Origin of the sequence: Streptomyces sp. NPDC006326, assembly GCF_040612915.1 — a bacterium.
Taxonomy (GTDB): domain Bacteria; phylum Actinomycetota; class Actinomycetes; order Streptomycetales; family Streptomycetaceae; genus Streptomyces.
Window position 1 is genome coordinate 1 of record NZ_JBEXRC010000069.1, and the last position, 26,917, is coordinate 26,917.

Sequence of the window (26,917 nt, forward strand, 5' to 3'; positions counted from 1 at the left end):
CCGTCGTCCCCGCGGGACGACGGCACACGGCGCTTCGCGCCGCCGCGGAGACGGACACGGAAACGGGGGCGCCCCCTCTCCTCGCGGCAGCAGCCGCGAACGAAAGGGGGCGCCCCCGAAGGCCGGGCCGGCTCAGTGCGGGACCGGGCAGCCGTCCGGACCGCACACGTGCCCGCCCGCACCGCTGCCGACCACCTGCAGCGGCGACCGGTTCCCCCACGCCTGCGCCAGCGCCCGGGAGAAGGCGTCCACGGGCTGGGCCCCGGACACCCCGTACGTCCGGTCGAACACGAAGAAGGGCACCCCCTGCGCCCCCAGCTGCGCCGCCTCCCGCTCATCGGCCCGTACGTCCTCGGCGTAGGCCTTGGGGTCGGCGAGCACCGCCCGGGCCGCACCGGCGTCGAGCCCCGCCTCGACGGCCAGTTCGACCAGCCGCTCGTCATCGTTGAAGAGTGAGCGCTCCTCGGCGAAGTTCGCCCGGTACAGGAGCCCGACCAACTCGTGCTGGCGGCCCTGCGCCTTGGCGAAGTGCAGCAGCCGGTGGATGTCGAAAGTGCCCCCGTGGTCCCGGCCTTGGACGTACGGCAGCCCCTCGCCCGCGGACTGCCGCGTCAGGTTCTTCTCGTTGGCCAGCGCCTGCGCCTCGCTCCAGCCCTTGCCCCGCATCAGCACCTTGATGATGGGCTCGACATCCGCCTTGCCGCGCCCCGGCTCCAACTCGAAGGACTTGTGCACCACCTCCACCGCCTCCCGGTGCGGGAAGGCGGCCAGGGCCTTCTCGAACCGGGCCTGGGCCACGTAGCACCAGGGGCAGGTGATGTCCGACCAGATCTCCACGCGCATGAGCGGTTTCCCTTCCAAGGGCGACAAGAGGAGCGGACTGCGCTCCTGCGGACCCAACTGGGATTCCCGGGCGATCCTTCCCCTCGTCTCCACACTTGCACTTAGTTCAAGTCCTGGGTTACGTTCTCCTCGGCAAGCAACTGAACTTAGTTCAAGTGCCCTTCGTCAAGGAGACCCGATGAACGTCCTCGCCGCCGTCTGCCAACTGCTCGTCGCGCTCGCCTTCCTGAGCATCCCGCTGGTCCGCCACCGCTTCGGACCGGCCGCCAAGGCCGCCGCGGACGCCGAGCTGACCCGTCAGGGCGTACGCCCGGCCGTACTGGAGGAGAACGGCCTCCGCTTCGACGCCGGCGGCCACGAGACCTGGGCCCCGGTGGCGGTGGCCACCGTGATGACCGCGCTGGCCGCCCTCAACCTGGCCCGCCACTCCTGGGATTCGGCCCTGACGTGGACCTTCCAGAGCGCGGTCATCCTCATGAACGTGCTGATCGTCCACAGCAACCTGACGGCCGTGAAGTCCGTGGAGGCCGCCTTCCGCCGCAAGGGCGACCCCGAACTGACCCGCGTCGACGTGGCCGCCTTCCTCAAGGCCGCCGAAGACGCCTTCCCCTCCTGGGTCCGGCTCCTGCAGAAGGCCCGCCACACGACCGTCTTCGGCGCCTCCGCCCTCGCCCTGACCGCCGTCACCTTCGCGGCCTGAGCCCCGAGGCCGTATCAGCAGGCCGCAGCCGCGTAGTGGTCGAGGTACTCCTGCAGATGCGGGGCGAGCGTGCCGTCCTTACGGGTCTCGTTGAGGTGGATCCACAGCTCGTTCTCCACGACGAACCGGTAGGCGAACTCCTCGAAGCTGCCGGCGCACCGCACCAGCGAGGCCGCGGCCGCCTCACGGAAGGCGGCCAGGTGCTCCTCCTCGACCTCCTCGTAGGCGCTCTCCAGCTCCAGGTGGGAGCAGACGACGAACGTCTCCCCCGAGGGGCGCAGGTACAGGTACCAGATCACGCAGTCCTGCTGGTCCCGCAGGAACCGTATGAGGCGGGCGCCGTCCTCGGCGGGGCTCGGCAGCGGGCCGGACAGATCGCTCCAACAGGCCGTCACCGACACCGCGTCGAACGCACCGTACAGGTGCCCGCTGCCGTGGAAGGTCCGGAAGTCCTCGGGCAGGTGCAGGCCGGCGGCCGCCAGGTCCGCCTCCATCGTCTCCAGGCGCTCCAGGTGCTCGGACGGCTGCCCGTCCGGTGCGTCCGCACCGCCCAGCCACCCGAAACCGCCGTCGAGGCGGGCGGAGTCCAGCGGGGGCAGGCTCTCCAGGGGGTACACCTCGTAGGTGAACTCGCAGGGCCGGTACGAGCCCAGATCAGAGGCGCACCATCCGGAAGAGAACTGGACAGACGTGGACATGGGACTTTCCCTTGCTCGGTGCCGGGTTCAGCGCCCCGGCGGTTCAGCGGTACGCCCCCAGCGTCGCACCCGCCACTGACAACCACCGGTCCGCGGCCGGCCGTCGAGCAGGCCGTCCCTCAGGGCGCTGAACGCTCTGCAGCCTCCGCACCCGTGCCGCCTGACGTCGTTTCGGGCTTGGTGTGGAGGATGTCGCGGGCCTGGTTCGCGGCGCGGGTGATGCTTTCGGTGACGAAGTCGAGGAACCGGGCGATGTTCTCCAGGCGGGCGCCGGCCGGGGTGTCGGGGCCGAGGATGCCGACACCCTGCCGTGCGGTCTCGGCGACCTGGGTGGTGCCGCGGGCGCTGGCCATCATGGACTGGTACCAGACGTCGTCGTCGACGGTGTAGCGCTCGCGGCGGCGTTCGTCGCGCTCGCGGCGGACGAGGCCCTGGCCCTCAAGGAACGTGATGGCTTTGGAGATGGACGCCGGGCTGACCTGGAGGCGCTGGACGAGTTCGGCCGCGGTGAGGGTGCCGGAGTCGCTGGTGCACAGGCAGGCGAGTACCCGGGACATCATCTTGGGCGCGCCGGTCTGCATGAGGATGGTGGTGAACGTCTCCTCGTACCGGCGCACGGCCTCGGCGTCGCGTCCGTAGGGCTGTTCGGACGCCTGCGTCCCTCGGGGGGCGGCCTGCCTGCGGCGGTGGGCGCGATGTTCGGTGGCCCGGTGGGCCAGGTCGGCGCGGTAGGCGGTGGGGCCGCCGTTGCGCATCACCTCGCGCGTGACCGTCGACGTGGGGCGGTCGAGGCGTCGGGCGATCTCCGCGTAGGCGAGGCCGTCGGCCAGTCCCAGCGCGATCTGCTGGCGTTCCTGCTGGGTGAGCCTGCCTCCCGGCATCGCGGTCTCCTTCATCGTCCGGCTGAGCCGCCAGTATAGCGTTCACCGCCATCTCATTGCAACGCAACGCCTCAGGCTGTTGCATTAAAATCCAAACCATTGCAACGATTAACCGTATCTGACCTGCGTAGACGTTATTCACGCGCAACGAACTCGTTGCCACTTCCTCGAACGCAACGTAGCTTTCTCTCATCAGAAAGCAGCGGCCCGACAGGGCCCGCCGCACACGAAGGAGAGCACCATGCAGAAGTTCGACACCCCCGCCCCCGTCTCCGCCGTCCTCGACATCCCCGCCGGCCGTATCCAGTTCATCGCCGCCGACCGGGCCGACACCACGGTCGAGATCCTGCCCGCGGACCCCTCCAAGAGCCGCGACGTGAAGGCAGCGGAGCAGATCGAGGTCGCGTACGGGGACGGCGTCCTGCGGATCGAGGCCCCGGCCGCGAAGAACCGGATCCTCGGCCCCTCCGGATCCGTCGAGGTGACGGTCCAGCTGCCCGCCGGCTCCCGCATCGAGGCGAAGGCGGCCAGCGGCGAACTCCGGGGCGTCGGCCGGCTCGGCGACGTCGCCTTCGAGGGCGCGCTGGGCACGGTCAAGCTCGACGAGTCCGCGAGCGCCCGCCTCACCCTCGCCGCCGGCGACATCTCGGTCGGCCGCCTGGGCGGCCCCGCGGAGATCAGCACCCAGAAGGGCGACCTCCACATCACCGAGGCCCTGGGCGGCACGGTCACGCTGCGCACCGAGTACGGCGGCATCTCGGTCGGCGCCGCCCGCGGGGTCTCCGCCTCCCTGGACGCCGGCACCGGCTACGGCCGGATCCACAACGCGCTCCGGAACACCGACGGCGCCGCCGCCGGCCTGAGCATCCACGCGACCACCGCCTACGGCGACATCACCGCCCGAAGCCTGTAAACCCGCCACCTGCACAGGGAGAAGCACCCCCATGACCAACCTGGCCATCGCGGCGTACGGGCTGCGCAAGTCCTACGGCGACAAGACCGTCCTCGACGGCGTCGACCTGGCCGTCCCGGAGGGAACCGTCTTCTCCCTCCTCGGCCCGAACGGCGCCGGCAAGACCACCGCCGTCAAGATCCTCTCCACCCTCATCAGCCCCGGCCCGGGCAGCGGCGGCATCCACATCGGCGGCCACGACCTGGCCGCCGCCCCCCAGGCCGTACGCGCCGCAATCGGCGTCACCGGCCAGTTCTCCGCCGTCGACGGCCTGATCACCGGCGAGGAGAACATGCTCCTCATGGCGGACCTGCACCACCTCTCCCGGCGCGAGGGCCGGCAGGTCACCGCCGAACTCCTGGAGCGCTTCGACCTCACCGAGGCCGCGAAGAAGCCCGCCTCCACCTACTCCGGCGGTATGAAGCGCCGCCTCGACATCGCGATGACCCTGGTCGGAGGCCCGCGGATCATCTTCCTCGACGAGCCGACCACCGGCCTCGACCCGCGCTCGCGCCACACCATGTGGCAGATCATCCGCCGGCTCGTCTCGGACGGCGTCACGGTCTTCCTCACCACCCAGTACCTGGAGGAGGCCGACGAACTCGCCGACCGCATCGCCGTGCTCAACAACGGCAAGATCGCCGCCCAGGGCACCGCCGAGGAGCTCAAGCGCCTGGTCCCCGGCGGCCACGTCCGCCTCCGCTTCACCGACCCGGCCGCCTACCAGAGCGCCGCCTCCACCCTCCACGAGGCCTCCCGCAACGACGAGTCCCTCACCCTCCAGATGCCCAGCGACGGCACCCAGCGCGCCCTGCGCACCCTCCTCGACCGCCTGCACTCCGCCGCCGTCGAAGCCGACGAGCTCACCGTGCACACCCCCGACCTCGACGACGTCTTCTTCGCCCTCACCGGCAACGCCGCCCTCCCCGACCAGCCCAAGGAGACCGTCCGATGAGCTCCCTCTCCCTCGCCGTACGCGACTCCTCCACGATGCTGCGCCGCAACCTCCTGCACGCCCGGCGCTACCCCTCCCTCACCCTGAACCTCCTGCTCACCCCGATCATGCTGTTGCTGCTGTTCGTCTACGTCTTCGGCGACACCATGAGCGCGGGCCTCGGCGGCGGCGCCCCGGACCGCTCCGCGTACATCGCCTACCTCGTCCCCGGCCTCCTGCTGATGACCATCGGCAGCACCACGATCGGCACCGCGGTCTCCGTCTCCAACGACATGACCGAGGGCATCATCGCCCGCTTCCGCACGATGGCGATCCACCGCGGTTCGGTCCTGGTCGGACACGTCATCGGCAGCGTCCTGCAGTCCGTCATCAGCGTGGTCCTCGTCGGCGCCGTCGCCGTGGCCATCGGCTTCCGCTCCACCGACGCCACCGCCCTGGAGTGGCTCGCGGCGTTCGGACTCCTCGTCCTCTTCGCCACGGCGCTCACCTGGATCGCGGTCGGCATGGGCCTGATCAGCCCCAACGCCGAAGCCGCCAGCAACAACGCCATGCCGCTGATCCTCCTGCCCCTCCTCTCCAGCGCCTTCGTCCCGCTCCACTCGATGCCGGGCTGGTTCCAGCCCATCGCCGAGTACCAGCCCTTCACCCCCGCCATCGAAACCCTGCGCGGCCTCCTCCTCGGCACCGAAATCGGCAACAACGGCTGGCTCGCCCTCGCCTGGTGCCTGGGCCTCGCGGTCCTCGGCTACTTCTGGTCCACCTCGAAGTTCAACGCCGACCCCGCATAACCACGAGCACGCGTGCCCCAGGGCGGCGTACCCCGACACCGTCGGCGTACGCCGCCCGGTTCGCGTGCCGGTGCATCCGACCGGCAGCGACCAGTACAGAGGAGGCGCACCTCGCAGCAGTCCCGGCTCGCTCAGGGCAGCCGGACCACCCGCATCACCTTGGCGGCGCCGCCGAGCCGGACGAGGGGGCCCGCCGCTCCCGGCCGTGCGGCGGCGGTGATCGTGGCGGGGCTGCCGAGCGAGTCGCCCATGTCCACGGCGATACGGGCGGCGCCCTGTCCGGCCAGATGCGCGGCGAGGCAGGCGGTGCTGTTGGCGTTGGCCACGTCCTCCGGAACACCGATCGACGGGGCGAACATCCGGGCAGCGAGGCGCCCTGCCGGGTCCGGCAGGGAGTGCACGTAGCAGCCGAGGAGACCCAGCCGGTCGCAGGCGGCGCGGAGCGCCCCGGCGTCGGGGGCGAGCGCGGCCACCGCCGCCCGGCTGGTGAGCGGCACCAGCAGACGCGCCCGCCCCACGGAGGCGACGACGGCCCCGCCTGCCGGCGTGCGCCCGCTGACACCGAGGGCGGCAAACACGTCCTCGTACTCCCTCCCCACGGGCTCCCGCAGATCCACCGCACCCGTCACGAAGGCGGCGTCCACCTCGCTCCCGTTCCATGCGGCCCAGCCCTCGAAGACGCGCCCCGAGGCGTGCAAGGCCGTCCGGTACCGCTTCCTCCCGGCCCTCGCCGCAAGGTAGGCCAGGGCAGCGACCGTCCCATGACCGCAGGCCGGCAGCTCCCCCTCGGACGTGAAGAAACGCAAGGAAACCGGGCCCCCGCCGGGCGCGGAAACGAAGACGGCATGCGAAGCCCCCACCAGCCCCGGCACACTCCGCCGCTGGTCGTCCCCGAGCCCCGTCTCCTCCAGCACCGCGGTAGGACTCCCCCCGCGGCCGTCCCGAAGACAGGCCCCCACGACGGTGACGCGCAACCCCCGCACCCTCACCCGATCACCACACCAGGCAAGTTAACAGGCAGAGCAGCGCCCCGCCCGGTGCCGGCCCCGGATCCACGCCTGGTACCTGCCGAGCAGCGTGCACTCGCTGCGCGTCCCCGGCATCGGGAACAACCAGGCCCGGCGCTGCAGCAGGGGTGCGAGCGCGATCGCCACGCACAGGCCGACGACCAGCGCGTACGCGACCAGGCCCCGCATGTAGGCCGAGCGGATGTCAGGCGTCCACTCGGCCCGCCGCTGGAAGGCGAGCATCACCGCGAGGAGCGTCACTCCGATGAACGTGGCGAACCGAGCGCGAACCTCAGTACCGCGGCTTGCCGGGCAGAAATGGATCACCGTCGTGATGCGCTCGCCGCAGATGCGGTTCCTGCCGCACTGATGAGGGCTGCGGCGATGAGTGACCCTTCGCTGATGTGACCCAGCAGCATCAAGGCCGCGGCCAAGAGCGTGGTGCCCGAACACGCGACGACGACCGCCCACTTGCGCGCCGTGCTCCACCCGGCGTGCGGACTCTCGTGTTCCTCGTTCGTCGTCACAGTGCCTCCCCTGTCACGGTGTACGCAGCCCTGCATGTCAGTTAGTATGTGAACATACGAACCTGGATGGCAGGGTGTCAACACCGCGTGCAGCGCCGTGACTTGACGAACCATCCGGTGCCCTCAAGGAGGAACGATGTCGTCGCACACCCCCCGCTACATCCAGATCGCAGACGCCCTCCGCAACAAGATCCTCAGGGGCGAGCTGCAGCCGGGTGCGCGCGTTCCGTCCGAGAACGAGATCCGTGAGCAGTGGTCCGTCTCCGGCATCACTGCGCGAGCCGCCCTCTCGGCACTTCGCAACGAGGGGCTCATCGAGGGCGTACGCGGCAAGGGCTCCTACGTGCGCAACAAGTCGCGGCTCGTGCGACTGGCTCCTCAGCGGTGGTTCCGGGCCGGCACCACCGCTCCCCGGCCCACCTTCTCCCTGGAGGCGGAACGGGCCGGTCAGAACGTCTCGGTGGAACGCAGCACCCGGGAGACGCAGGCCTCGGCCGAGATCGCCGAGAGGCTGGACATCAGTTCTGGTGACGCAGTGTCCGAGACCGCGTATTTCATCGTCATGGACTCCAAGCCGGTCTCTTCCGGAGTGTCCTGGGAGCCTCTGTCCCTGACCGCCGGTACGGCCATCGCCTCGCCGACCGAGGGCCCCCACGCCGCCCTCGGAATCGTCGGTCGTTTCGACCAGATCGGCATCCCCGTCGACGAAGTGGAAGAGGTCCTGGACTGCAGGATGCCGAGCTCCGCCGAGGTGCAGTCCCTGCAGATGCCGGCCCAGGGGACGCCGATCGTGGCTGTCCAACAGACATGGCGGGCTCAGGGCAGGCCGGTCTGCACGGCAGACGTCGTCTTCCCCGCTGACCGATACGAGTTCCGCTACCGCATGGACATCAAATAGAGGTCGTCAGCGGCTCGCAGCCACAACCGGGCCGGCTGTGACCTGAGGAGGATTGGGGAGCAGCGACGCAAGGTGGTCCCGTACGAAGTCGGCCGCCCTCTTCACCGACTCCTCGGCCCCGGACCGGTCTTCGAAGACGCTGGTGGACACCATCACGCCATCCCCGGCGTCCACCCAGTAGTAGGCCACGAACCCGGGGACCTGGCGCAGAAGGGCCACAAAACCCTCGTCCACTCGGCGCCCCGCCTCGGCAGGGTCGCTCACCCCTTCGTACCGCCGTATCACCGCGTACATAACTGATCTCCCCATCGAGCCCAAGGTCACCTTGCGCAAAACGACCTACCCTCCCCGCGCCTGTCTCGCCCGGAGGGCGCCCGGAAGTGACCCGGATAGGCGAGCGCAGCATCCGTAGCGCGTCAGCCAAGGTCACGGGGCCATCGCTCCACGAGCAGACCTCCAGCCAAGACAAGTACCCGTTCCGCGAACGCCAGGACCTCACCGATGCAGTGCTCAGCCGTGTCGTAGAGCTGAACCTCGGCCGCCACCAGGGTGCCCGGCGGGAAGCGGCGCCGCCGCCACGGTGTCCGTGTCCAGGTCGAAGTCCGTCGTACCGCAGCCGCACGCACAGCGTCCAGCGACCCGTAGGTGCGGTACCTGCCGGCGGAGAGCGAGGTGAGCCGCGTCCTCCGTGCCGAGAACCACGTCGAGCGCGTCCTCCGGGATGATCGCACCGTCGCCCCCTCCACTGACCTTGGAAGCAGCCAGGGACCTGCAGAGCATGCTCCGGACCCAGATCGGACCGGGCCTCTCGGAGCGGGAGCTCGATGCGGTCGAGACGCGATTCGGCTTCACGTTCTCGGCGGACCACAGGGTCTTCCTTGCTGCCGGGCTCCCGTACGGGTCGCCACGCTGGCCCGACTGGCGGAACGGCGACCCCGAGGACCTGGCCGAGCGGCTTGCCGGACCGGTCGAGGGTGTGCTTTTCGACGTAGAGCACAACGGCTTCTGGTACCCCGCCTGGGGTCCGAGGCCCGGGGGGACATGCGAGGCGCTGCGGATCGCGCGGTCCGAGTTGGCGGCCGTTCCGCAGCTGGTCCCCGTCTACAGCCACCGCTACCTGCCCGGCACGGCGGGCGAATGCGGCCACCCCGTACTGTCCGTCCACCAGACCGACGTCATCATCTACGGGAACGACCTCGCCGACTACATACGAAACGAGTTCACCGGCCGGGCCAGCAGCCTCCCCGCCCGCGCCACCGTCGACTTCTGGTCGTACTTCGTCCACGGCGGTCCCGGCACTGACGTCGCCGCGCCCCTCCCATACGCCCCCTACGCCGTCAGCGGGCAGGAGGCTGTCGAGTGTCTGCGGATGCTGGCACTGGAGCGCCTGATCGGCAGACAGCACTACCCGCACCAGCTGATCGAGGCAGCCCTTACAGCGCTGCTCCTCGAAGTCGAATCGGAGTCGCTTCCGCTGCTCGCCGGCCTGCCGCGCGCCGAGCACGAGAGCGCCGGTGCGCTCTTCGACCAGGTACTGGCCGAACTGGGCCTGACCGAGGGCCTTCCCGCCGATGACACCGACGTCCCTTGGGAGGCGGCACGCTGGGAACTCGTGCGCTGGTGGCTACGGATGATCGTGAACGGGAGCCTGGCCGCCGGGGCCGGCGGTGACGTGATCACCTACGAGGGCTGGGGCGCACTGGCCCGGCCTCAGTCGCTTCGGCCGCTGGTCGACAAGGTCGATGCGTACAACGACTGGGAGGCGATCCGGCACTCCACACCCGATCAGCTGGCCGGAGCGATCGTCGCGGAGGCCGAACGCCTGCTCACCGGTCCCTGGCCCCCGCTGCACTGATCTTCCAGAGAGTCGGGGTTCCGGACTGCTGAATTCCAACATTGCTGACGCACTGCTGAGATACGAGCTCGATAGCCGAACTACCCCCGGCCGTGTCCCGCCCCGGTGATGCGGGGCGGGACACCGCAAGCCGACGGCGCGCCGGCCGTCAGCCACGGCGGCCGGGTCCTGGCCGAGGCGGGCATCGAAACCACCAGAGGCGCACACCCGGGCACCGGCTGCTCCTGGATCGCCGTCCCAACCCCGGACGGAGGCGAGGCCCTGCTCACTGGCCAGGACAGGCACGAGGCGAGGTGGACTACCCGCTGAGGCGAACCTTCCCAGTCACAGCACTAGCAACTCAACGCACCATGATCGGTTCCCCGGTACCGTTCGTACAACACGAGATGCCGGTGGGACTGAGGTAGACGAACGCGATGCGCAGCAAGGACTAGCGCGCAGAGGCCGATGTCCCGATGGCAACCACGGCAGGGGGTCGCTTCATCCATGAAGAAGGCACCAGCGGTCTTGATACTGGCGGTGTCCGTGGCGGTGGCGGGGTGCACAGAGGCCGGAGGTGACCTCGACTCCCGGCCACCGGGGGCATTAAGCCAGGTCCCGGGGGAGGGCGGTGCCACAGACCCGGCGCTACGGCAGATCGGCCAAACCGTCACGCTCAAGGACGATGAAGGCCGCCCCATGCAGGTCACACTCACCGGCATCGCCTATCGGGACGCCTTCGCCAAGGACAAGACGCTCCCCTTGAACGGGAAGTACGCGCTGGCGGTCGCCTTCACCATGAAGTCCGCAACGGGCGGGACCCTTGGTCAGCAGAGGGACAACCACATCAAGTGGGCGCGGGGTCCGGAGATGACCGAAGCCTGGGACTACACGGATGCGCCTTGGCAGGGCTGCATCGATGCCTTCACCCCCTACGCGACAGTCAAGGTCAATGAAGAGTACAAGGCCATCACCGACCTCAACGTTCCCGTGAAAGGTGGAAAGCTGTTGATCGAGGACCATTACGGCAACACTGCCCGCTGGGCGCTGCCGGAGGCGGATACGGGTACCGGCACAGAGCCTGCAACGAAGTTCACCACCCAGAACTGCTAATGCTGTGACCGCGGACCTCTGCCAGGTTTGGTGTCAGGCCGCTGTTGGTAGTGCTCTGGCACCCCAGCGGATGCCTTTCTCGCAGCACAACGAGCAACCCGGCAAAGGTTCGAGGTCACGGCACTAGACGTCCTCCCGTCCTGCGCCGCACGGTGGGGACGCAGTCGCGTTCCGGCACGCAGGCCTGCCGGGCTGAACCGCCCTCAAGCCGGCGGCTGGCTTCGTAGGTGAGAACGGGCTCTGGTTCACTTCTTGTGGAGGCTCACGGACAGTGATGTCAGTGGTGTGTGGTGGGATGGCCTGACTCTGCCGTTGATCCGCTGGGAGGCCCTCGTGACGTCCTCGTATCCGTCCCTGACTCGTGCCTTGGCCGAGGCTTTGGTCGATGTCTTGTGGTTCATCGACGGGAGCGAGGACGAGCAGATGGATCAGGACGACGCGGTCAAGGTCATGGAGGGTTTTGCCCACGTGGTCAGCACGCTGCCGAGTGATCAGCGGCAGGAGCTGATCGAGTTGATCGGGGAGATGGCGGCCGCCGAGGACAACCCGGCTCGCCGCGGTTTCCTGGAAGCGTTTCCGGAGGGCTTCGGGCTGATCGACGAGGTGTCCTGAGCAGCCATTTCAGGAGTAGAGCAGGACGCGCTTGCGGAGGAGTTCGAAACCGGCGCGGCCGAACATCTGCCGCTTCGGCGTCTTGATCCGGTTGACATGCCCCTCGACGACTCCGGAGTTCCGCTGCTGCGAGAGTCCGGCGGTGACGGCGTCGAGGTCGCGCTCCAGGTGCCGGGCGAATCGCTGGAGGCTGGGCAGGTCCGAGGTGGTCGCGGCTTCGATCCATGCCGGCAGCTGGTGGCCCTGCAACTGGGTGAGCATGTGGGCGAAGGAGCGGACGTGTCCGGCGAGTGCGTCCAGTTCGGGGCAGTTGGCCAGTACGTCCTTGAGGTGGATCCGGTCTCTCTCGGTCAGTGCTTCGGGACGGGTGAGGATCCAGCGGGTGACGGTGCGGGCGGATGGCGGGCGGGGGCCGACTGGCTGGGGTTTGCCGCGTAGATTGCGGCTGACGTAGGCACGAACGCTGCTGTAGCCGTCCGGGTAGCCCTGTTCCTTGATTTCCTCCCATAGCTTCCAGGCGTTGGTGCACCCCTCTTTCCACCGCTCGTCGAGGTAGGGCTTGAAGGCGTCGAGGTTGGTGGGGCGGCTTTGCCACTGGCCGGTGAACAACTGCTCCGGTTCCGCGGCATGGGCATAGCGGAGGACGGTGCTGAAGCCCATGCCGAGTTGCCGAGCGATGGACCGCTTGCTGTGGCCGGCGGCCAGGAGTGCGTGGACGGTGGCGTGCTTGGCGCGGGTCCTCTCAGAGAACCGGTGCCCGGTCGGCCATGGCGACAACTCGGGCGGCTCCGGTGTTTGCTGAGGCTCTTCGAGCGGTGCCGGTGGCGGTCGTAGGCAGGTGCGGTGTCGGAAGACGCACTTCTCTGCGGCTTCGCCGAGGTTGTGCCAGAGGTGCCACCTGTCAGCGACCTGGAGAGCCTGTGGGGCGCCGCGGGTGGCTCCTTCGGCGTAGAAGCGGGCGCGGTACCGGCAGATGATCTCGATCCCGGGCCTCTCGGCCAGCCAGGCCGCGAGGGTGTCCGTCTCCCGGTTCGGCAAGAGGTCCACGGGGCGGCGGGTCTCGACGTCGACGAGCACGGTTCCGCAGATCTGGCCCTTGCGCTGGGCGTATTCGTCGACTCCGACGACGCGGGGCGTGGATGCGGGCGGATCCGGCAGCGAGGTGATCAGCCTCAGCAGCGTGTTCCGGCTGACTCGCACTCCGAAGGCGTCCGACATCCGGGCGCCGGCCCGCCCCGCGAGTGCGAGCCCGACCGAGACCAGCGTCGAACGTAGCCGCTCTGTCCGGCGGCCGAACCGACGGGTGAGCCCTGGCACTCGTTCGACGAACGTCTTGCGTGGGCAGGGCGCCTCGACGCAGAGGAACCGGCGCACTCGCAGCGCCACCACGACCAGCTTGCCTGCGGTTGGCAGGTCACGGGTAAACCGCAGGTAGGAGCCGTGTATTCGCCCTGACCAGTACCCGCAGCCCGGACGGGCCGCCCCACTGGCCGTGGTCTGGGCCTCCACGCGCACGACGGTGTCGGCTACCTCGACCAACTCCACCGACACGTTCTCCAGCGACCCGAACAGCAGCTCATCCAGCTGCGGCCGCACTTCGTTCATGGGCCAGAACTGTCGACCCCACTCCACCCAGGCAGGACCAATTTCGGGCGACTTCGTCAGCTCTCCAACGACGAGCAACCGTCACGCTGCCTACGCGACCACAAGAAGTGGACCAGAGCCGAAAGCCCACCAACAAAGCCAACCGTTAGACGGTGGTCAAGGGGTACCTCTGCACGCTCTCCCTCCTCGGCCCCGGTGTGGGGCAGTGAGTTCCTTCGGTACCCCTTGGGGGCCCGACACCTGTGAGGGTGGCAAACATACAGGTCAGCGCCCGAATCAGTGTGAAATCCGCAGCGTCACACCCCTCTTCCCCCTCTTGTTGTCCGTATGGGAGGAGATCATCGGGTTCCAGGGGGCCAGGCGCCCTCCACGACCAGACAGGTCCGGCTTGCGGCCGACCGGTGCAGCTGGTCGCGAGTGGCGAAGGGGCGGAGCTGATGGCAGGCAGGCGGCTGACGAATCCGGGGGGTCCTCGAACGACCTGCGGGGCGATGTGGCAAGCCTCCCGCTGACAGTGTGGGCAAGCCCAGAGCGACGCAGGGCATGCTCATGCTGTCGGCGGAAGGTCGGGAGGCACGGACAGGGGGTGAAGGGTTGTTGCGTCAGTCGTTTGTGGGGCGCCAGATTCGGCTCCGGCGTGTCGCGATCTCGGCGCATATGACGGCGGTGATGACACCGCCGATGGCGATACTGAGGGAGCCGGCGGCCACGAGTCCTGCGGAGAGTTCGCCTCCGTCGCCGATGGAGAGCAGCATCTGGCCTAGTAGGTATGTAGCCACTCCGGCGCCTGCTCCCACGACAGCGAGGGGAACGGAGAGGTTCCAGAGGGCCACTCTGAGGTAGAAGCTTCTGTCGCTTCGGAACGAGGCCACGGGGCCGAGGCTTCGCGCCTGGTCGTCGAATACGGAAGCTGCGCCCACGATTCCGGCGAGGACTAGGGCAAGCAAGCCGATTAGTGAGGCATCCAGCACCCACTTGACGTAGTCGCTGCGGGCTTGCGCGCCTAGCATCCCGGACTCCACCGGCACGTCAAGCATGGGGAAGCCTAGCGTCCGGTAGGCGGCACCCCAGATTTGATCGGCTCCGATTTCGCCCGAGGTGTTGAAGACCACGAGGGAGACGTTTGCGGGGTCGGTGATGCCTGGGTGCTGGGTGGTGATGCTCACCATGTCCGGTGAGAGACCGAGCACTGCAAGTGCTGTGCGGGGCGCGGTCTCAACGGTCGGTATTGCGTCAGTCAAATTTGATACGGCCGTGGGGCAGGTGGTGAGTGTTCCGAAGAACGCCAGCGACTTGCAGTCGGCGGACAGTATCGTGCGGCCGCCCTCGCGGTAGATGAGGGCTGTGGGACGGTCTGGGAGCTGCTGGCGGAGCTGGTCGAATCGGGATGGATCACCTGATGCTTTGATCAAGACGGCGTTGCGGTTGTTTACGCCGGCCAAGCGCTTGGCAACGATTTCCGGCCCTTCGAGCTGGCTGGTGACGACTTGGCCCAGGGTCGTGAGGCCGAGCCCCAGGATCATTGCCGCACTGAGTACGGCGAGGACGACGGGTCTTGCGGCGAGCCACCGTCCGGCGATGAGTCCTGCCGCGTCGCCTCTACGGAGGGAATGCGAGGCGATCGCCGATCCGAGAGAGCCTGACAGGCGTCCGGCAAGGATGGGCAGGGCTGCGAGTACGAGTATGACTCCGAAGAAGAAGACGACCCGTCCCGGACCGTCTGCCCGCCACGTTCCGTACAAGCACACAGAGGACCCGATCCCGGACAGCACCCATACCGTCCGTCCAGGCGTGGCTCTGGTCTGCTGCGGACGGGTGGTGGTTCGCCTGGGGGGAATCACGTAGCGCAGCGCGCTGATCCCCAATACGAGGGCGGCCGCAGCAAGAATCAGCAGGGGGGTCCATATGCGCAGTGAGGCCACATCACGAGCTGAGACCGTGTACCCGGTGAAGGGAAGAACGGTGTCCCACAGGGTCGTGGCCCACGCAGCGGCTGCCGCCAGGAGCGAGCCCCCCACTACAGGGGCCGCAGCTTCACCGGTGACCACCAACAGGCGCGCCGCATATGAAGCTCCCAGAGCCTCGAGCATCGAGATTCGACGGTCTCTCAGCTCCGCGCCGCCGCGCACCACGACCATGACAGAGGCAGCAGCCGGCAACACGGTGAACAACAGGAGGAGTATCCAGAGGTCGCCGGAGGACCGTTCGAACTGGTGGCTCACGGTGAAGTAGTCGATGAAGTGAGAATTCGGATGCCCGAAGCCCGAAATGCGTGTTCTATGACTCGTTTCGCCGAAGATTCCTTCGACGGGAGAACGGGTGTACACCAGCAACTCATCGGGTTCGGTGAGGCCCGTTCGCCCGATGATTCCGCCCATCGTGCCGTAGCGGGAGACGAGAGCTCCTGCCGCATGCTTCGCAGCCTGAGGTGAAAGAAAAGCCTCGCCTTTCTCAGGCCACCTCTCAAGGCCTGGCGGCGGACTGGCATCCGGCTGGAGTGGCTCCAGGAAGATGACCGATACGGCCTGACCATCGGCATAGTCCGGGCGCTCCAGCCATAGGGCCACCGCCTCTTGGCTCTGCTCGGCCATGACCGGGGAACGGGCGTCCTGTCGTTCTTGACGAGCGGCCAGACTGGCATCCACGGCCAGGAGGCTCCAGGCCACCCACAGTACGAGGAAGGATGCCGCGAACAGTCCAAAGCGGTGAACCAGGGCGGATACGCCGCTGGACATTCCCACCCGGTGACCGAGTCGGAGCATGGTCACGTGCCTGCTCACCTGCGACCCTCCGAGTCCGTAAGGAGGCGCCCTTCGGTGAGTTCAAGCGTCCGGTCGGCGCGGGCGGCAATTTGAGGATTGTGGGTCACCACGATCAGCGCACACTGAAAGCGGGTGGGCAGATCGAACAGCAGGTCAGCGACGACGTCGCCCGTCCGCGTGTCGAGGGAACCGGTGGGTTCGTCCGCCAGAACCACAGAAGGCCTGCCGATGAGTGCGCGGGCGACGGCGACACGCTGACGCTCTCCGCCCGACAGTGATGCGGTGTTCTTGGATGAGGATTCCAGTACGCCGAGTTCGTCCAGCAGGCTCTGTGCGTCCGCGTATGCCTTCTTCGCGTTGCCGCCGGCGAGCAGGACCGGTAGTGCGGCATTCTCCAGGGGCGACAGTTCCGGTATCAGCTCACCGAACTGATACACGGTACCCACGGTGCGCAGCCGCATTGCGGCTCGCTCGCCTGCAGATGCCTGGGAGATGTTGACGCCGGCGATGCGGATGACACCTGACGAGGCGGGGATCAGACCGCTGAGGCAGCAGAGGAGAGTCGTCTTCCCCGAGCCGCTGGGGCCTGTCACCGCCACGGACGACCCGGCAGCAACACTAAGGGAGAGCCCGTTCAGAAGACGGCGATCACCGATGCTGTAGTACAGGTCCTTCACTTCTACTGCGGCCGTCTCTCGATCGTGCAGGTCGGTTCTCATGCTTCCTCGTTGTCAGCCGGGCAGCGCGGAGCCGGGTGTACCGAACATTCCGGCTCCGCGCGATGAACATGTGCTGGATCAGGGCCGGTACTTCCAGGGGCCGTAGGGGTCGGTTGCCCAGTCACGAATCTGCTGTGAGCGGTGCTTCTTGACCCGGTTGCTGCTGCTGAGGGCGAATCCGCCGTTGCAGGTTCCGTTTCCCGCCTGCGCCCATGCCTCGTGTGAGGAGTTGTCGTCCCGCGTGAAGTGGGCCTTCACAGAGTTCCCGTCCTGGTCCATGTCGCACGCTAAGGCACCGCCCCAGCTGACACCGGTATGCCAGTCCGTTACGTCTTCGCTGTAACTGTTGTAGATATAGGACCTGTCGGCGTTTGCGACGGGGGCGCTGAAAGCGACGGCGGCTGTCACGAGAACAGCCACCTGGGCGATGCGGTGCATGAAAAGATTCCTCTCCAATTGAAGGGCCACGTGGGCCCGATACGAGACGGCGGCCGGCCAACCAGGGCGTCGTCTGTACAGCTGCATGGTCGTCAGAACCTGTGTGTCTTGCCGGCTAGTAGCGCTGGCCTGGCTTGAATCCCTCCGCACCTTCAGCGACGGGTGGCCACCCACGAGGCTCCCGTCACTCCTCGAACCGGATCGCAGTTGATCGAACTGCCGCAACTGCGGGGGCAACGTCCTGCCCGGGCAACCGGAGCGAAGCCGTCGTGGCAGGCCCTGATACCTCTTTAGGGGACCCCGGTGGAGACTGCCGTCCCGAAAACGGCCGAAACACGGTAGGCGGCGGTGGAGATCAGACAGGTACCTGGCAGACAAGCCAGGTCACCGTCGAGCGCAGCCCGTCCGAACCGTTTCGCAGTGATGACCTGGGACATCAGTGTGAGGTCTCCCTCCAGTGTCCGGTCGACCTCGACCACGCGGCGTCGAGTAGGAAGCGCAGCGAAGCCAGGGCGTCGTCGGTCACTTGATGTCTGGGTCCGTCGCCATGTTCTGGCGAGGTGGAATGCGACGCGGGCGGGTGAGATTGAGACTCCGCGAGATGGGTGAAGGCAGTGTGCGCGAGTGATCTGACCGGGGTCCCGTGTCCACGTGTCGGCCTCCGCAGGTTCAGGCTGGCGGGGAGATCATCCGCTCTGTGCCGAGGCTGTTCATGCGGGTGTCCTGGTACATGGTGGTTTCGCCGTCAGTCCAGCGGATCATGAGGTCGTTGGTGAGACCGTCACTGGTGAACTGCCCGGTGGTCATGATCACGCTGTGGGTCCACGTCTTGTTGGGGCCGTGGATGCGCTGCTCACCACCGAGGCCACCGGTGGTGGTACCGACGTAGTTGTCGAGCTCGCCGCTGTCCCAGCGGACCATGAGGTCCCACTTCTGGTTGCCGGAGAACTGCCCGGACGTCAGCAGTGTCGCTTCCTTCCAGGTGCTGTTGGGGTCCTTGAGCTTGTATTCCTGGCCCAGGGTGCCGGCGCCCACGTTGGTGAACAGGCTGAGCTCGCCGTCGGACCACCGCACCATGAGGTCGGTGACGTAGGTGGCGGCATTGAAGCGGCCCGCGGCTATCTGGGTGGCGTGGCTCCAGATGGACCCGGAGGGAGCCATTTCGACCCCGGCGCCCAGGCCGTTGGAGCCGACGTCGCCGTGCAGGGTCATCCTGCCGTCGTCCCAGCGGACCATGAGGTCGAACTGGTTGGAGCCGGTGAAGTCGCCGGCGGTGATGGTGGCGACCGGCTTCCAGCCTGCGTTGGGCGCCAGGAGCTGCCGTTCGGGACGGAAGCCCCCGTTTCCGTCACCGGGGTAGAGCGTGACTTCGCCGTCGGTCCAGATGACGAGCAGATCGCTGTGACCTGTACCGGAGAAATCTCCGGCCGAAATCTGCTTGGCGTGCTTCCACGTCTCGCCGCTGCCGGGCAGGGCCGGACCGTCCGTCGGAGGCTGGTAGGTGCCGCGGTGGACGTTCTTCGGTCCGATGCCGTTGTTGGCGTCGTTGTAGAGGTCCTGGGCGTCCTTGCCGTAGAGCGGAGCGTACGAGATCCAGTCGACGTCGCCGCCACCGCCCATGCCCCCTACGTTTCCGATCACCTCTCCAGTCCTGGCCGAGGCGTTGTATCCCCTGATCCAGGGACCGCCGGAGACGCCGCCGTAGTAGCCGCCGCACTCCATCTGCATCTGCCGGAACCCATACAGCCGACGGGTTGGCACATCACAGCGGATGGCCTTGTGCTGGCTGTTGTCGCTGGCGTGGGCCGGGTAGCCGACGACCGTCACGTTGTGGTCGTACGACGTCGAGGTGGTGAAAGTGAGGGCGCCGACGACGTCCTCGACCGCGCCCTTGCCATTGGGGGCGACGGTGACGAAGGCGAAGTCCAGGTCCGACACGGCAGCTCTCGTCTGGCCCGTGTCGGGGTAGCGGGGGTCTTTGTAGACCTCGCTGACCGCGAAGAGTCCCCACGGCTGGTTGGCCGGGATCTTGAGGAACTGGTACTGCGGGACGAAGACACGGTGGGTGGCCGCGTTCAGGCCGTTCGCACAGTGCCCCGCGGTAAGCACGAGGCTCTTTCCCTTGCTACGTACGACGCTGCCAGTGCAGTAGGTGGCGTTTCCACCGACCGGCGTGCCGTCGAAGAAGAACGTTCCCACCATCGGGAGGCCGTCGAAGTGCGCGGCGTGGGGGGTGTTCGGCGGTGCAGCGGCCGTCGAGTTGGGTACCGGTGGAGCTTTGATGGGCCCAGTGCCGCGGGCGGCGTCGATTGGTTTGGCCTGGGCCATCCGCTCAGCTGTCCAGTACTGCTCGTCCGCGGTTGAGGCCGGGGCAGCGGGCGGTGGGGTGGGGGTGGACGCGGAGGGAGAAGGGGAAGCGGAGAGCGGTGGTGCAGCCGGAACGGGAAGCTGCGAGGCGGAGGGCGTGGAGCCGGAGCGGGGTAAGCCTGAAGGGCTGGGTGTGGGGGGCGACGACGACGATGAGGCCGAGGGTGAAGGGAGCGTGCCGGCCGGAGAGGGAGCGGCCGACGCCGCCAGGGCAGCGGGGGCGGTGAGCAGCACCGTGCTGGTGCCGAGCGCGAGTGCGGTCAACCATTTTGATCTCAATGACATGCTTCCTAAGTGCAGCGATGACGCCTGGCATCGCAGTGTGTTGGTGCGTCAGTTCGACGAAGAGGGCAGAGTAGGCAGTGGTGTGAAAGATCGTCAACGAATTCAGATAGGCGACAAATGAAGCGATTACGGGCATGGATCGGCGCGGCAGTCCTCACGATTCCGCTGTTCATGTCACTCGGAGCGGAGGGCGTGCAGGCCGCTCCGCTTACAGATGTGCCGTTGCCTCTTCAAAGTGGCGCCGAGCAGTTGGTTCGGCCTGGCGAGCAGATCAGCGTCTCAGTGGGCCTGCAGGACGCCGCCGGCAACGGCGACAGGGTCTTCTCCGAAGCGTTCACCGCGGATGGCCGGATGAGGATGAACGATCCGCACGTCACCGCGGTCATGACGATCTCCTGCACGGCTGCGCCCGGGTCCTACGAGGTGCGCATTGGATCGGGTGGGAAGCAGAATCCCTCCGAGGTCACGCGGCTCTGGGGCAGTGTTCGGGTGGCTCCCGCTGAAGAGGCGGAGCGTGCGGCGTGCGCACGACGGGTCTCCGAGCTGCCGCCTGAGCCCCAGGAGGAGCGCTGGCCGGCGGATGTGGAGTGGCCCGCGAGCCCCTGGGACGTGCGGTCGGTGCGGGCTGGCGGGGAGATGGTGGCTACCGACGGCCTGGAGATGGGCGGCGACGGAGGCGTCACGTTGACCTCGTCGGTGTTCACGCGACCAGTGGTCATGCGCGGAGCGAAGAGGGTCTCCGCGGTCGTCCGTATCAGGTGCGACGCGAAGCCGGGTCTCTACACCGTGGTCTGGCGAGAGAAGGGGAAGCCGTCAAAGGTCTGGGCCCGACTGCGAGTGGAACCTGCAGTCCCTGGCTGCCACGATCCTGCCCCCACGCTGGCCGACAGGGTCAAGCACACGGCTCCCTGGCTGGCGGCAGGCATCTGTGCAGCCGCGCTTGCAGTAGGGGCAAATGCCCTGACGCGGAGGCGGCGTGTCCATCCTCCCCTGTGATTGAGAAGCGTAGTCGCCGCGCGCTCCGGAAACGAGTGGTAGATGCGGCACGCACGAGCCGGCTGCGCGTTCCGGTTATTCCCGCCAAACCGCAAGAAGGGTGAACGGTTCTCTTCCTGGAAGCAGTCGAGTCGGCGATATGGGCGGATGGTTTCACCGTGGCTGAAATGATTCCACAAATGACTTGAAACGCAGACCTGCGCCGGTCGGACTGCTTGGATGCTCAAATTAACCTCATCCTGCCCGGCATGCTGCTGACAGCGTGCGGAGGTGACCCCCGCGAGCGGATCGAGACCGTGACCAGCGCGGCGGGGTCACCCTCTTGAGGCTTAGTCCCGCCGTTTCAGCTGCGGCTGCTGGATAACCGAGCGGGTTGTTTGAGCGGTGTTGGTGGGTGGCATGGCGGAATCCCGGCGCGGTGGTCGGGTTCTCCAGGTTTCCTCGGGCCGTGGGTGGTCAGCTGGCCGGGCGGGGCAAGGCCGCGAGTCGGTGGAAGGTGGCTGACGAGTTTCGTTTCTCGAGGGCCAGGTGGCGGAGATCCGCAGGTGGAGGCGTCGGCCGCCGTGGATGAGGCGGGCGGCGGCATGCAGCAGCGGAGTTTCCCGGGCTGAGCGTTGGCCAGCTCGCTGTCCAGCAACAGGAGGCGGGTCCTAGGCGAGGGGGCCGATCGCTGCCAGGGACTGGCTGCAGCTCCGTCGCAAGAACCCCCGCTGAGGCTGCCACCCTTTGTGCGGCAGGGAAGCATTCAGCAATCATCGGCATTTAACGGAGCGGTGCATTTCGCTTATTCGGTATGGCTAAAAAGGTGTGCCAAATGTCCTGAAAGTGTTCACCGTGCCGAGGCGAGTTCGCTGCGAACCTCAAACAAACCTCAGAAGAATCGAATGTGGGTTGCCGGGGCGCTGTGGCGTATGTGACTGTCGTTCAGTCAAGCGCCGATGACCAACGGCGTTTCACGTGCAGAAGGTTGGGGGGCCTGAGGAAATTCCTTTCCTGCGTCAGGCTGATTTCAGTTGTGCGCTCCTTCTGCATTTGTTACGCAGGAACAAGTTTTGGGGGAATTTGAAATGGGTAACACCACTCGCCGGGGATTCGTCGGCGCGATGGCCGCGACCGTCGGAGCGTTAACGCTGGCGGCGGCTCTGCCGGCGCAGGCCAGCGCTGTGGAGGCGCCGTTGCCCTCCACTACGCAGGCGTACGTCGCGTGGCTGGAGGCCAAGCAGGACCCCGCTGCGGCTGAGACGATCGCTCAGTTCAAGGCCCTGCCCAAGGAGAAGCAGGAGAAGTTCCTCGGCTACCTGAACAAGCCGGACCACTTCAAGGCGTTCATGGACGTCGCGCAGAGCCCCACTGCCAAGCAGCGCGTGCTGGCCGGCGGTGACATCGTCATCAACAAGGAGGAGTCGAACTCGTCGAACTCTCCGAGCGCGGTGGCCGGTGACATGAGCGCCTGGCACAGCGTTTCCGACACGATCGTCGGCGTCAAGGTCACGACGGTGAAGCTCGGCGTCAACTACCGGGTCTCGGGCAGCAGGGTTACGGCCGTCCTCAGCGGCTGGGCAAGCCACACCAACTGGGTGCCGGCCCTGGCGTTCGACCATGAGCCGATCAAGAACTGGATCTCTGCCGATCCGGGGAACAACGCCCACTCGGAGACCGTGTGGACGGGCAAGTTCGCCATGTACGGCACCTGGTCCTGCCGTCACCGCATGTGGGCTGACCAGGACGGCTTCAAGGACGGTTACCTCAAGAGGGTCTGATGCACCTGGATCGGCGGTCCTGACCAAGCCGTCGGCTGGTATGCCCTGAGCTGACCAAGCTCGCAGTTCGGCAGGCGCGGAACCAGATGCTTGCCCCCGTGGAGTGATGACGCCCACGGGGGCGGGGCTGGCCGTGCCTGCCGTGCTTTCGCCTGCTTCCCCCGGGCTGCTCTGTTCCGCTGCAACGACCCGGGTTGAGGATGAGGTTCCCCTTCCCCCACCCGGCGGGTATCGTTTATCGATAACATCGATAAGCGATAAGGGAGGTGGCGGTGAGTGAGGATCGGAAGCTCCTTGAGCCCCTGTCCACAGTGGTCTCGGGCACACTTCGCCTGCTGGTTGGCGTCCTCGCGATCAGTGTTGTCCTGAGCCTCTTCAACAGCGACATCGCATTCTGGAGCGGATCGGGCAACTGTGTCACCGCTGGCTGGATCTCCGGCAGCTCGAGCGCTGCCGACGCCATGTTCAGCGCTCGAAACGGGGCGCACGTCTCGGCGGTCCCGCAGTACTGCGCCGAACACCCCAGTAACTACCAGCATCTGCTGAGAGTGCTCGGTGGCGTACCGACGCTCGTTCTGTTGATCGGCGGGCTCATCCTGCTCAACCGCCTGCTGCAGTCGGCCGCCCGAGACGGCGTCTACACCACACAAACCGCCTCCAGGCTGCACCTGCTGGGCTGGTGGCTGCTGCTCGGCAGCGTGTTCGCGGAAGCCATCGAGGCCGGCGCCCGCGCAGCCCTGCTTGCGACGCTGACCGACAACGTCACATTCTCGGCCGAAGCGGTACTCCACACATCGGCATTCCCCTACCTCACAGTCCTGACCGCCCTAGGGGTGCTCACGTTCGCACGGATCACGCGTGTGGGGGCCGCCATGCGCGAGGACCTCGAAGGGACTGTCTGATGTCCGACGAGGAAACCGAGACCCACGAAATCCACGTGCATCTCGACCGTCTCCTCGCCGAACGAGACATGACACTGGCAGAACTCGCCGTTCGCGTAGGCGTGACCAATGTCAATTTGTCCATCCTCAAGAACAATCGCGCAAAAGCAATCCGCTTCACAACCCTCACGAGCATCTGCCGAGTGCTCGGCTGCCAGCCGGGCGACCTGCTCAGCTACGGCCCGGTGCGCAGTGATGTCCAGGCTGGATAACCACCGTCGAGCCGCCCAATATCGCTCGTTTGGCAAAGGGTTACGCAGATAACATCCAACTCGCCGAAAATAGGGGAGAAGTAAATGATTGGAATGATGGACACCGGAATGAAGATCACGGCGGTAATCTCTGTCGCAGTGGTGATCGGCCTGGCTGTTCTCGCCAACAGGTGGCTCAAGCGACGCTGAGCCCGGCTACGCGACGGAACCGGCGGTCCACGACGCCGGGCTCACGGCCCGGCCGCACGGTACGCCGAGCTCGTCGGCGGCCCGCTCGACGGGCTGCTGCTCGACATCACCGGCTGGACGGCGGACGAGATCCAGACCGCGCCGCGTTGATGACCGAGCTCGGCCAGTTCGGCGCCGGCGGCCGCGCCCTGTACGACCCGCGCCCCGGCGAGCGGAACCGCTGGGACTGGTCCGGCGACACACCTTGACCCTAAGTACAGCGAGGGGCCGCACGGAGACTCCGTACGGCCCCTTGGCCCGTCGGCGGCCCCTACCTCGCGCGCCCCTCGGCGAGAACGGCCGCGGCGATCGTCACGCCCATCACGCCCACCGCATCCCCACCTTGGAGAGCAACTCGACCCGCTCCGGCGCCAGCGTGAGGGCCCGGCGGCGCTGGTTGTCGACCCACGTTCCGAGCTTCAGCGCCACGTCCCGCTGTGCGTGACCGTCGCCGGTGGTGATGGTCTCGACGTGCTTGCGGGGCACCGTGAGGTGGCCCTCGCGCGCGAAGAACTGTGCTGCGGCGGCGTAGTGCATGGCCCACTTGTCGGCCTGGCTGGTGCGCGGCTTCGGCTTCTCGTCCTCGCTGGCGGGAGTGATGCCGAGGACCTGCTCGCACATCCACTGCTGCACGGCGGTGAGCTGGTCCCACCCAAGCCGTACTGAAGTCACCCACCGGCCGAGGTCCTCGCCCTGGCGCACGACCTCACCCGCCACGGTGGGCAGGGCCTGCCCCGTGTCCAGGTGCTGGCGCACGAGGTGGAAGCTCCGCTGCACGTCACCGGCCACACCGGGCACCAGGACGGGTCGATCTCCTCCAACTGCTCACGCCGCTCTCGCGTCATCGCCCCGGCCGACGACTCCAGCGGCAGCCCCTCAGCCCGGCGCTGCTCGATCTCGCCGGCCTTCCGTGCGGCTGCCCGCGCGTTCTTCAGCCAGATGCCAACCGCCGCGCCCTGGTAGGCGGCGTCCAGCGGCGCCAGGAGGTGCCCGTGCTCGGCTGCCCACCCGCGCGCGGCGGCCAGGCCCTCGGCCCAGGCGACGTCGGCGTGGGACCAGACCATGCCGAGCTTCTCCAGCTGGGCGACGCGCTCTGGATCCATGTCGCCGCGGTTGTAGAAGCGGCGGGCGTCGGCGGTCCACTGCCCGAGCGGGAACCCGGCGAGCGAGGCCGGCCACCCAGCTTTCTCGGCGTCTTCGGCGGGCACGCGGAACGTGAACGGGACCTTGAGGTCGCCGTGCTCGCGGGCGTAGATGACGGCGGCTTCCACCCCGCGCCGCCAGTGCTCGTGCTCCGGGTTCAGCACCCGAAGGTTGATGAACGCGGCGAGCGCGGCCGGGTCGCGCGGCGTACTGAACTTCAGCAGGGCCTTGGCGGGGGCGCTGATGCTGCCGGAGCCACTGCCGACCCCGTTGCTCTTCCGGCTGCCGTCCTCGACGGGCTTGTAGCGGCTCGGGGCCTGCTGCTCGGCGAGGGTCTCCACGATTCGCGCGTCGTGCGCCCGGAGCGCCTCCAGCAGCTTGGCGAGGCCGCCGTACGCCCGGGAGGTGAGCATGTTGTCGGCGGTCTCGCCGGGGCCGAGAAGGATCGGCACGACGAGCGAGGCCATCTTCCCCTCGCCGGGCTGCATCCGCAGGCCCGGCCCACGGCCTGGACGAGGTCGGGCATGGAGCCGCGCACGTCGGCCCAGTACACGGAGTCGCAGTTCTTCGTGTCGACTCCCTCGCCCAACACCTTCACCGAGCCGAGGAAGCCCTTCTCCACGACGGTGCCGTCCGCAGCGATGCCCTCGGCGAACTCGGCCAGGACGCGGCGGCGGTGGAGCGGCTTGTGGTCGCCGCACAGCCAGTCGGCCCAGACCGTGGCCGGGTACAGCGCCGGGGCGGCGGCGTGGAGCTGGTCGGCGACGCCGGGAAGACCGGCCGCGAACGCCTCGGCCTCCTTCACCACGTGGTGGAAGACCAGCGTGCGCCGGAAGCCCTCCTCCGCCGACGCCTTCACCAGCGCCGTCTGCAGGGCCGCCATGCGGGCCCCGCGGACCTCGTCCGAGCGGGCCTCGGCGCCCAGGAGCTGCGCGGCCTGAAGCTGGGTGTCGGTGACGTCCACGCAGACGACTTGATAGGGGGCGCAGATGCCCCGGTCGATGGCCTCGGAGAGCGACAGGGTGTAGCACCGGCTGCCGAACGGACCGTCCGGGTCATCGTCCATGCTCGCGACCAGCTCACCGCGGGAGCCGGGATACAGCATGCAGATTGCGCGACGTGCTATACCTGACGCTACATCAGATCTCTTCTCCGGGTCCCTGAGCTGGTTCCAGGGTCAATCCAAAGACCCAGAATGAAGCACCCCTAGCCTTGGCAGGGACCTCTTCGCCCCTGGCGCTGGTGGGGGCCGGTCCGCAGGTAGGGGGCGGCCCCCACCATGGCACCCCCTACCCGTTGCCAGCCGCCCGCGCAGCGGGCCTTGGGCCGGGGAGCGCAGCGACCGGGCCCTGACGGCCACTCAATGGCCGTCTCGTCAGGCGAGCGGAGCGCGCCCGACCCCGTGGTGGGGAGCGCAGCGGACCACCACGGGGAGGTGAACGCAGTGAGCCGACCGGACCGAGCGGAGCGCGGGCTTCGCCGGAGCGGAGCGCAGGCGCACCGGCCGAAGGCCGGCCAGCCGAGCGTAGCGAGGCTGTTCACTCCTCCACGCGCAGCGTGGAGGAACCCGCGGAGCGGGTTCCTCCCAATAGGAAGAGCGGGGGGGGGGGGAAAAGGTGGAGGGGTAGGTGTAGGTGTGGGGGGGGGCCGGAG

25 protein-coding genes and 2 pseudogenes are annotated in these 26,917 nt (G+C 67.7%); 14 read left to right on the forward strand and 13 right to left on the reverse strand.

Annotation, left to right across the window (positions count from 1 at the left end; genetic code table 11):
- Nucleotides 1-132: 132 nt before the first annotated feature.
- Nucleotides 133-843: a DsbA family oxidoreductase gene (locus ABZ128_RS33080; protein WP_356853306.1), complete on the reverse strand. Its 711-nt coding sequence runs from the start codon at nucleotides 841-843 to the stop codon at nucleotides 133-135.
- Between the two features lie 178 nt (nucleotides 844-1,021).
- Between ABZ128_RS33080 and ABZ128_RS33085 the strand changes: the two genes are divergently transcribed.
- On the forward strand, nucleotides 1,022-1,543 hold the full coding sequence (locus tag ABZ128_RS33085; protein ID WP_356853308.1) for a hypothetical protein: 522 nt from the start codon (nucleotides 1,022-1,024) through the stop codon (nucleotides 1,541-1,543).
- Between the two features lie 14 nt (nucleotides 1,544-1,557).
- On the opposite strand, the gene ABZ128_RS33090 is transcribed toward ABZ128_RS33085, so the two are convergent.
- Both ABZ128_RS33090 and ABZ128_RS33095 read right to left on the reverse strand, forming a co-directional pair.
- Nucleotides 1,558-2,241, reverse strand: a complete 684-nt coding sequence (locus tag ABZ128_RS33090; RefSeq protein WP_356853309.1) for a hypothetical protein — start codon at nucleotides 2,239-2,241, stop codon at nucleotides 1,558-1,560.
- A 119-nt stretch (nucleotides 2,242-2,360) separates the two neighbouring features.
- Nucleotides 2,361-3,122: a helix-turn-helix domain-containing protein gene (locus ABZ128_RS33095; protein ID WP_356853311.1), complete on the reverse strand. Its 762-nt coding sequence runs from the start codon at nucleotides 3,120-3,122 to the stop codon at nucleotides 2,361-2,363.
- Between the two features lie 241 nt (nucleotides 3,123-3,363).
- On the opposite strand from ABZ128_RS33095, the gene ABZ128_RS33100 reads away from it, so the two are divergent.
- Genes ABZ128_RS33100 through ABZ128_RS33110 form a run of 3 tightly spaced genes read left to right on the forward strand, consistent with a single transcriptional unit; the run spans nucleotide 3,364 to nucleotide 5,817 of the window.
- The gene (locus tag ABZ128_RS33100) at nucleotides 3,364-4,035 is read left to right on the forward strand and encodes a DUF4097 family beta strand repeat-containing protein (protein ID WP_356853312.1); all 672 of its coding nucleotides are present in this window, start codon (nucleotides 3,364-3,366) and stop codon (nucleotides 4,033-4,035) included.
- A 31-nt stretch (nucleotides 4,036-4,066) separates the two neighbouring features.
- On the forward strand, nucleotides 4,067-5,029 hold the full coding sequence (locus ABZ128_RS33105) for an ATP-binding cassette domain-containing protein (protein ID WP_356853313.1): 963 nt from the start codon (nucleotides 4,067-4,069) through the stop codon (nucleotides 5,027-5,029).
- A complete protein-coding gene (locus ABZ128_RS33110) occupies nucleotides 5,026-5,817 on the forward strand; it encodes an ABC transporter permease (RefSeq protein ID WP_356853314.1) in 792 nt (263 codons plus the stop codon). Before ABZ128_RS33105 ends, ABZ128_RS33110 begins: the two co-directional genes overlap by 4 nt.
- Before the next feature lie 131 nt (nucleotides 5,818-5,948).
- Here the strand turns inward: ABZ128_RS33110 and ABZ128_RS33115 are convergent, their stop codons facing one another.
- The 3 genes from ABZ128_RS33115 to ABZ128_RS33125 all read right to left on the reverse strand — a co-directional run bounded on the left by ABZ128_RS33115 (nucleotide 5,949) and on the right by ABZ128_RS33125 (nucleotide 7,351).
- Entirely contained in the window at nucleotides 5,949-6,806 is an 858-nt protein-coding gene (locus ABZ128_RS33115) for a PhzF family phenazine biosynthesis protein (protein ID WP_356853315.1), read from the reverse strand.
- Nucleotides 6,807-6,827: 21 nt separating this feature from the next.
- Entirely contained in the window at nucleotides 6,828-7,085 is a 258-nt protein-coding gene (locus tag ABZ128_RS33120) for a hypothetical protein (protein WP_356853317.1), read from the reverse strand.
- A 62-nt stretch (nucleotides 7,086-7,147) separates the two neighbouring features.
- Nucleotides 7,148-7,351, reverse strand: coding sequence for a hypothetical protein (locus ABZ128_RS33125; protein ID WP_356853318.1), 204 nt, complete (start codon nucleotides 7,349-7,351; stop codon nucleotides 7,148-7,150).
- A gap of 136 nt (nucleotides 7,352-7,487) precedes the next feature.
- Here ABZ128_RS33125 and ABZ128_RS33130 point away from each other — a divergent pair, with 136 nt between their 5' ends.
- Nucleotides 7,488-8,249 (forward strand): GntR family transcriptional regulator, encoded by a 762-nt coding sequence (locus ABZ128_RS33130; protein WP_356853320.1) that lies wholly within the window; start codon nucleotides 7,488-7,490, stop codon nucleotides 8,247-8,249.
- A gap of 6 nt (nucleotides 8,250-8,255) precedes the next feature.
- Here ABZ128_RS33130 and ABZ128_RS33135 read toward each other — a convergent pair whose 3' ends face one another.
- The gene (locus ABZ128_RS33135; protein WP_356853322.1) at nucleotides 8,256-8,468 is read right to left on the reverse strand and encodes a hypothetical protein; all 213 of its coding nucleotides are present in this window, start codon (nucleotides 8,466-8,468) and stop codon (nucleotides 8,256-8,258) included.
- A 559-nt stretch (nucleotides 8,469-9,027) separates the two neighbouring features.
- On the opposite strand from ABZ128_RS33135, the gene ABZ128_RS33140 reads away from it, so the two are divergent.
- The 3 genes from ABZ128_RS33140 to ABZ128_RS33150 all read left to right on the forward strand — a co-directional run bounded on the left by ABZ128_RS33140 (nucleotide 9,028) and on the right by ABZ128_RS33150 (nucleotide 11,808).
- Complete coding sequence (locus tag ABZ128_RS33140) at nucleotides 9,028-10,104, forward strand: hypothetical protein (protein WP_356853323.1); 1,077 nt, start codon at nucleotides 9,028-9,030, stop codon at nucleotides 10,102-10,104.
- A 486-nt stretch (nucleotides 10,105-10,590) separates the two neighbouring features.
- Nucleotides 10,591-11,196 (forward strand): hypothetical protein, encoded by a 606-nt coding sequence (locus ABZ128_RS33145; RefSeq protein WP_356853325.1) that lies wholly within the window; start codon nucleotides 10,591-10,593, stop codon nucleotides 11,194-11,196.
- 333 nt (nucleotides 11,197-11,529) lie between these two features.
- Nucleotides 11,530-11,808 carry a hypothetical protein gene (locus ABZ128_RS33150; protein WP_356853326.1) on the forward strand — a complete coding sequence of 93 codons (279 nt, stop codon included), beginning with the start codon at nucleotides 11,530-11,532 and terminating at the stop codon, nucleotides 11,806-11,808.
- 9 nt (nucleotides 11,809-11,817) lie between these two features.
- Here the strand turns inward: ABZ128_RS33150 and ABZ128_RS33155 are convergent, their stop codons facing one another.
- The 5 genes from ABZ128_RS33155 to ABZ128_RS33175 all read right to left on the reverse strand — a co-directional run bounded on the left by ABZ128_RS33155 (nucleotide 11,818) and on the right by ABZ128_RS33175 (nucleotide 19,534).
- Nucleotides 11,818-13,413, reverse strand: coding sequence for an ISL3 family transposase (locus ABZ128_RS33155; protein ID WP_356853328.1), 1,596 nt, complete (start codon nucleotides 13,411-13,413; stop codon nucleotides 11,818-11,820).
- Nucleotides 13,414-14,015: 602 nt separating this feature from the next.
- A complete protein-coding gene (locus ABZ128_RS33160; protein ID WP_356853329.1) occupies nucleotides 14,016-16,181 on the reverse strand; it encodes a hypothetical protein in 2,166 nt (721 codons plus the stop codon).
- 8 nt (nucleotides 16,182-16,189) lie between these two features.
- Nucleotides 16,190-16,894 carry an ABC transporter ATP-binding protein gene (locus ABZ128_RS33165; RefSeq protein WP_356853330.1) on the reverse strand — a complete coding sequence of 235 codons (705 nt, stop codon included), beginning with the start codon at nucleotides 16,892-16,894 and terminating at the stop codon, nucleotides 16,190-16,192.
- A gap of 78 nt (nucleotides 16,895-16,972) precedes the next feature.
- On the reverse strand, nucleotides 16,973-17,332 hold the full coding sequence (locus ABZ128_RS33170) for a hypothetical protein (protein WP_356853332.1): 360 nt from the start codon (nucleotides 17,330-17,332) through the stop codon (nucleotides 16,973-16,975).
- A 669-nt stretch (nucleotides 17,333-18,001) separates the two neighbouring features.
- Nucleotides 18,002-19,534, reverse strand: coding sequence for an FG-GAP-like repeat-containing protein (locus ABZ128_RS33175; protein ID WP_356853333.1), 1,533 nt, complete (start codon nucleotides 19,532-19,534; stop codon nucleotides 18,002-18,004).
- Nucleotides 19,535-19,796: 262 nt separating this feature from the next.
- Between ABZ128_RS33175 and ABZ128_RS33180 the strand changes: the two genes are divergently transcribed.
- From ABZ128_RS33180 to ABZ128_RS33205, 6 genes and pseudogenes are all read left to right on the forward strand, one after another.
- Nucleotides 19,797-20,105: a hypothetical protein gene (locus ABZ128_RS33180; protein ID WP_356853335.1), complete on the forward strand. Its 309-nt coding sequence runs from the start codon at nucleotides 19,797-19,799 to the stop codon at nucleotides 20,103-20,105.
- Nucleotides 20,102-20,980, forward strand: a complete 879-nt coding sequence (locus ABZ128_RS33185; protein WP_356853336.1) for a hypothetical protein — start codon at nucleotides 20,102-20,104, stop codon at nucleotides 20,978-20,980. The genes ABZ128_RS33180 and ABZ128_RS33185 overlap by 4 nt, the downstream gene beginning before the upstream one ends.
- 1,067 nt (nucleotides 20,981-22,047) lie before the next feature.
- A complete protein-coding gene (locus tag ABZ128_RS33190; RefSeq protein ID WP_356853338.1) occupies nucleotides 22,048-22,740 on the forward strand; it encodes a hypothetical protein in 693 nt (230 codons plus the stop codon).
- Nucleotides 22,741-23,012: 272 nt separating this feature from the next.
- Nucleotides 23,013-23,642: a DUF2975 domain-containing protein gene (locus tag ABZ128_RS33195; protein ID WP_356853339.1), complete on the forward strand. Its 630-nt coding sequence runs from the start codon at nucleotides 23,013-23,015 to the stop codon at nucleotides 23,640-23,642.
- Entirely contained in the window at nucleotides 23,642-23,893 is a 252-nt protein-coding gene (locus tag ABZ128_RS33200) for a helix-turn-helix transcriptional regulator (RefSeq protein ID WP_331738262.1), read from the forward strand. Before ABZ128_RS33195 ends, ABZ128_RS33200 begins: the two co-directional genes overlap by 1 nt.
- A gap of 249 nt (nucleotides 23,894-24,142) precedes the next feature.
- Nucleotides 24,143-24,330: pseudogene (locus tag ABZ128_RS33205) on the forward strand (hypothetical protein); the annotation flags it as partial.
- Between the two features lie 112 nt (nucleotides 24,331-24,442).
- Here the strand turns inward: ABZ128_RS33205 and ABZ128_RS33210 are convergent.
- A pseudogene (locus ABZ128_RS33210) lies at nucleotides 24,443-26,369 on the reverse strand (Helicase associated domain protein).
- Nucleotides 26,370-26,917 lie beyond the last annotated feature (548 nt).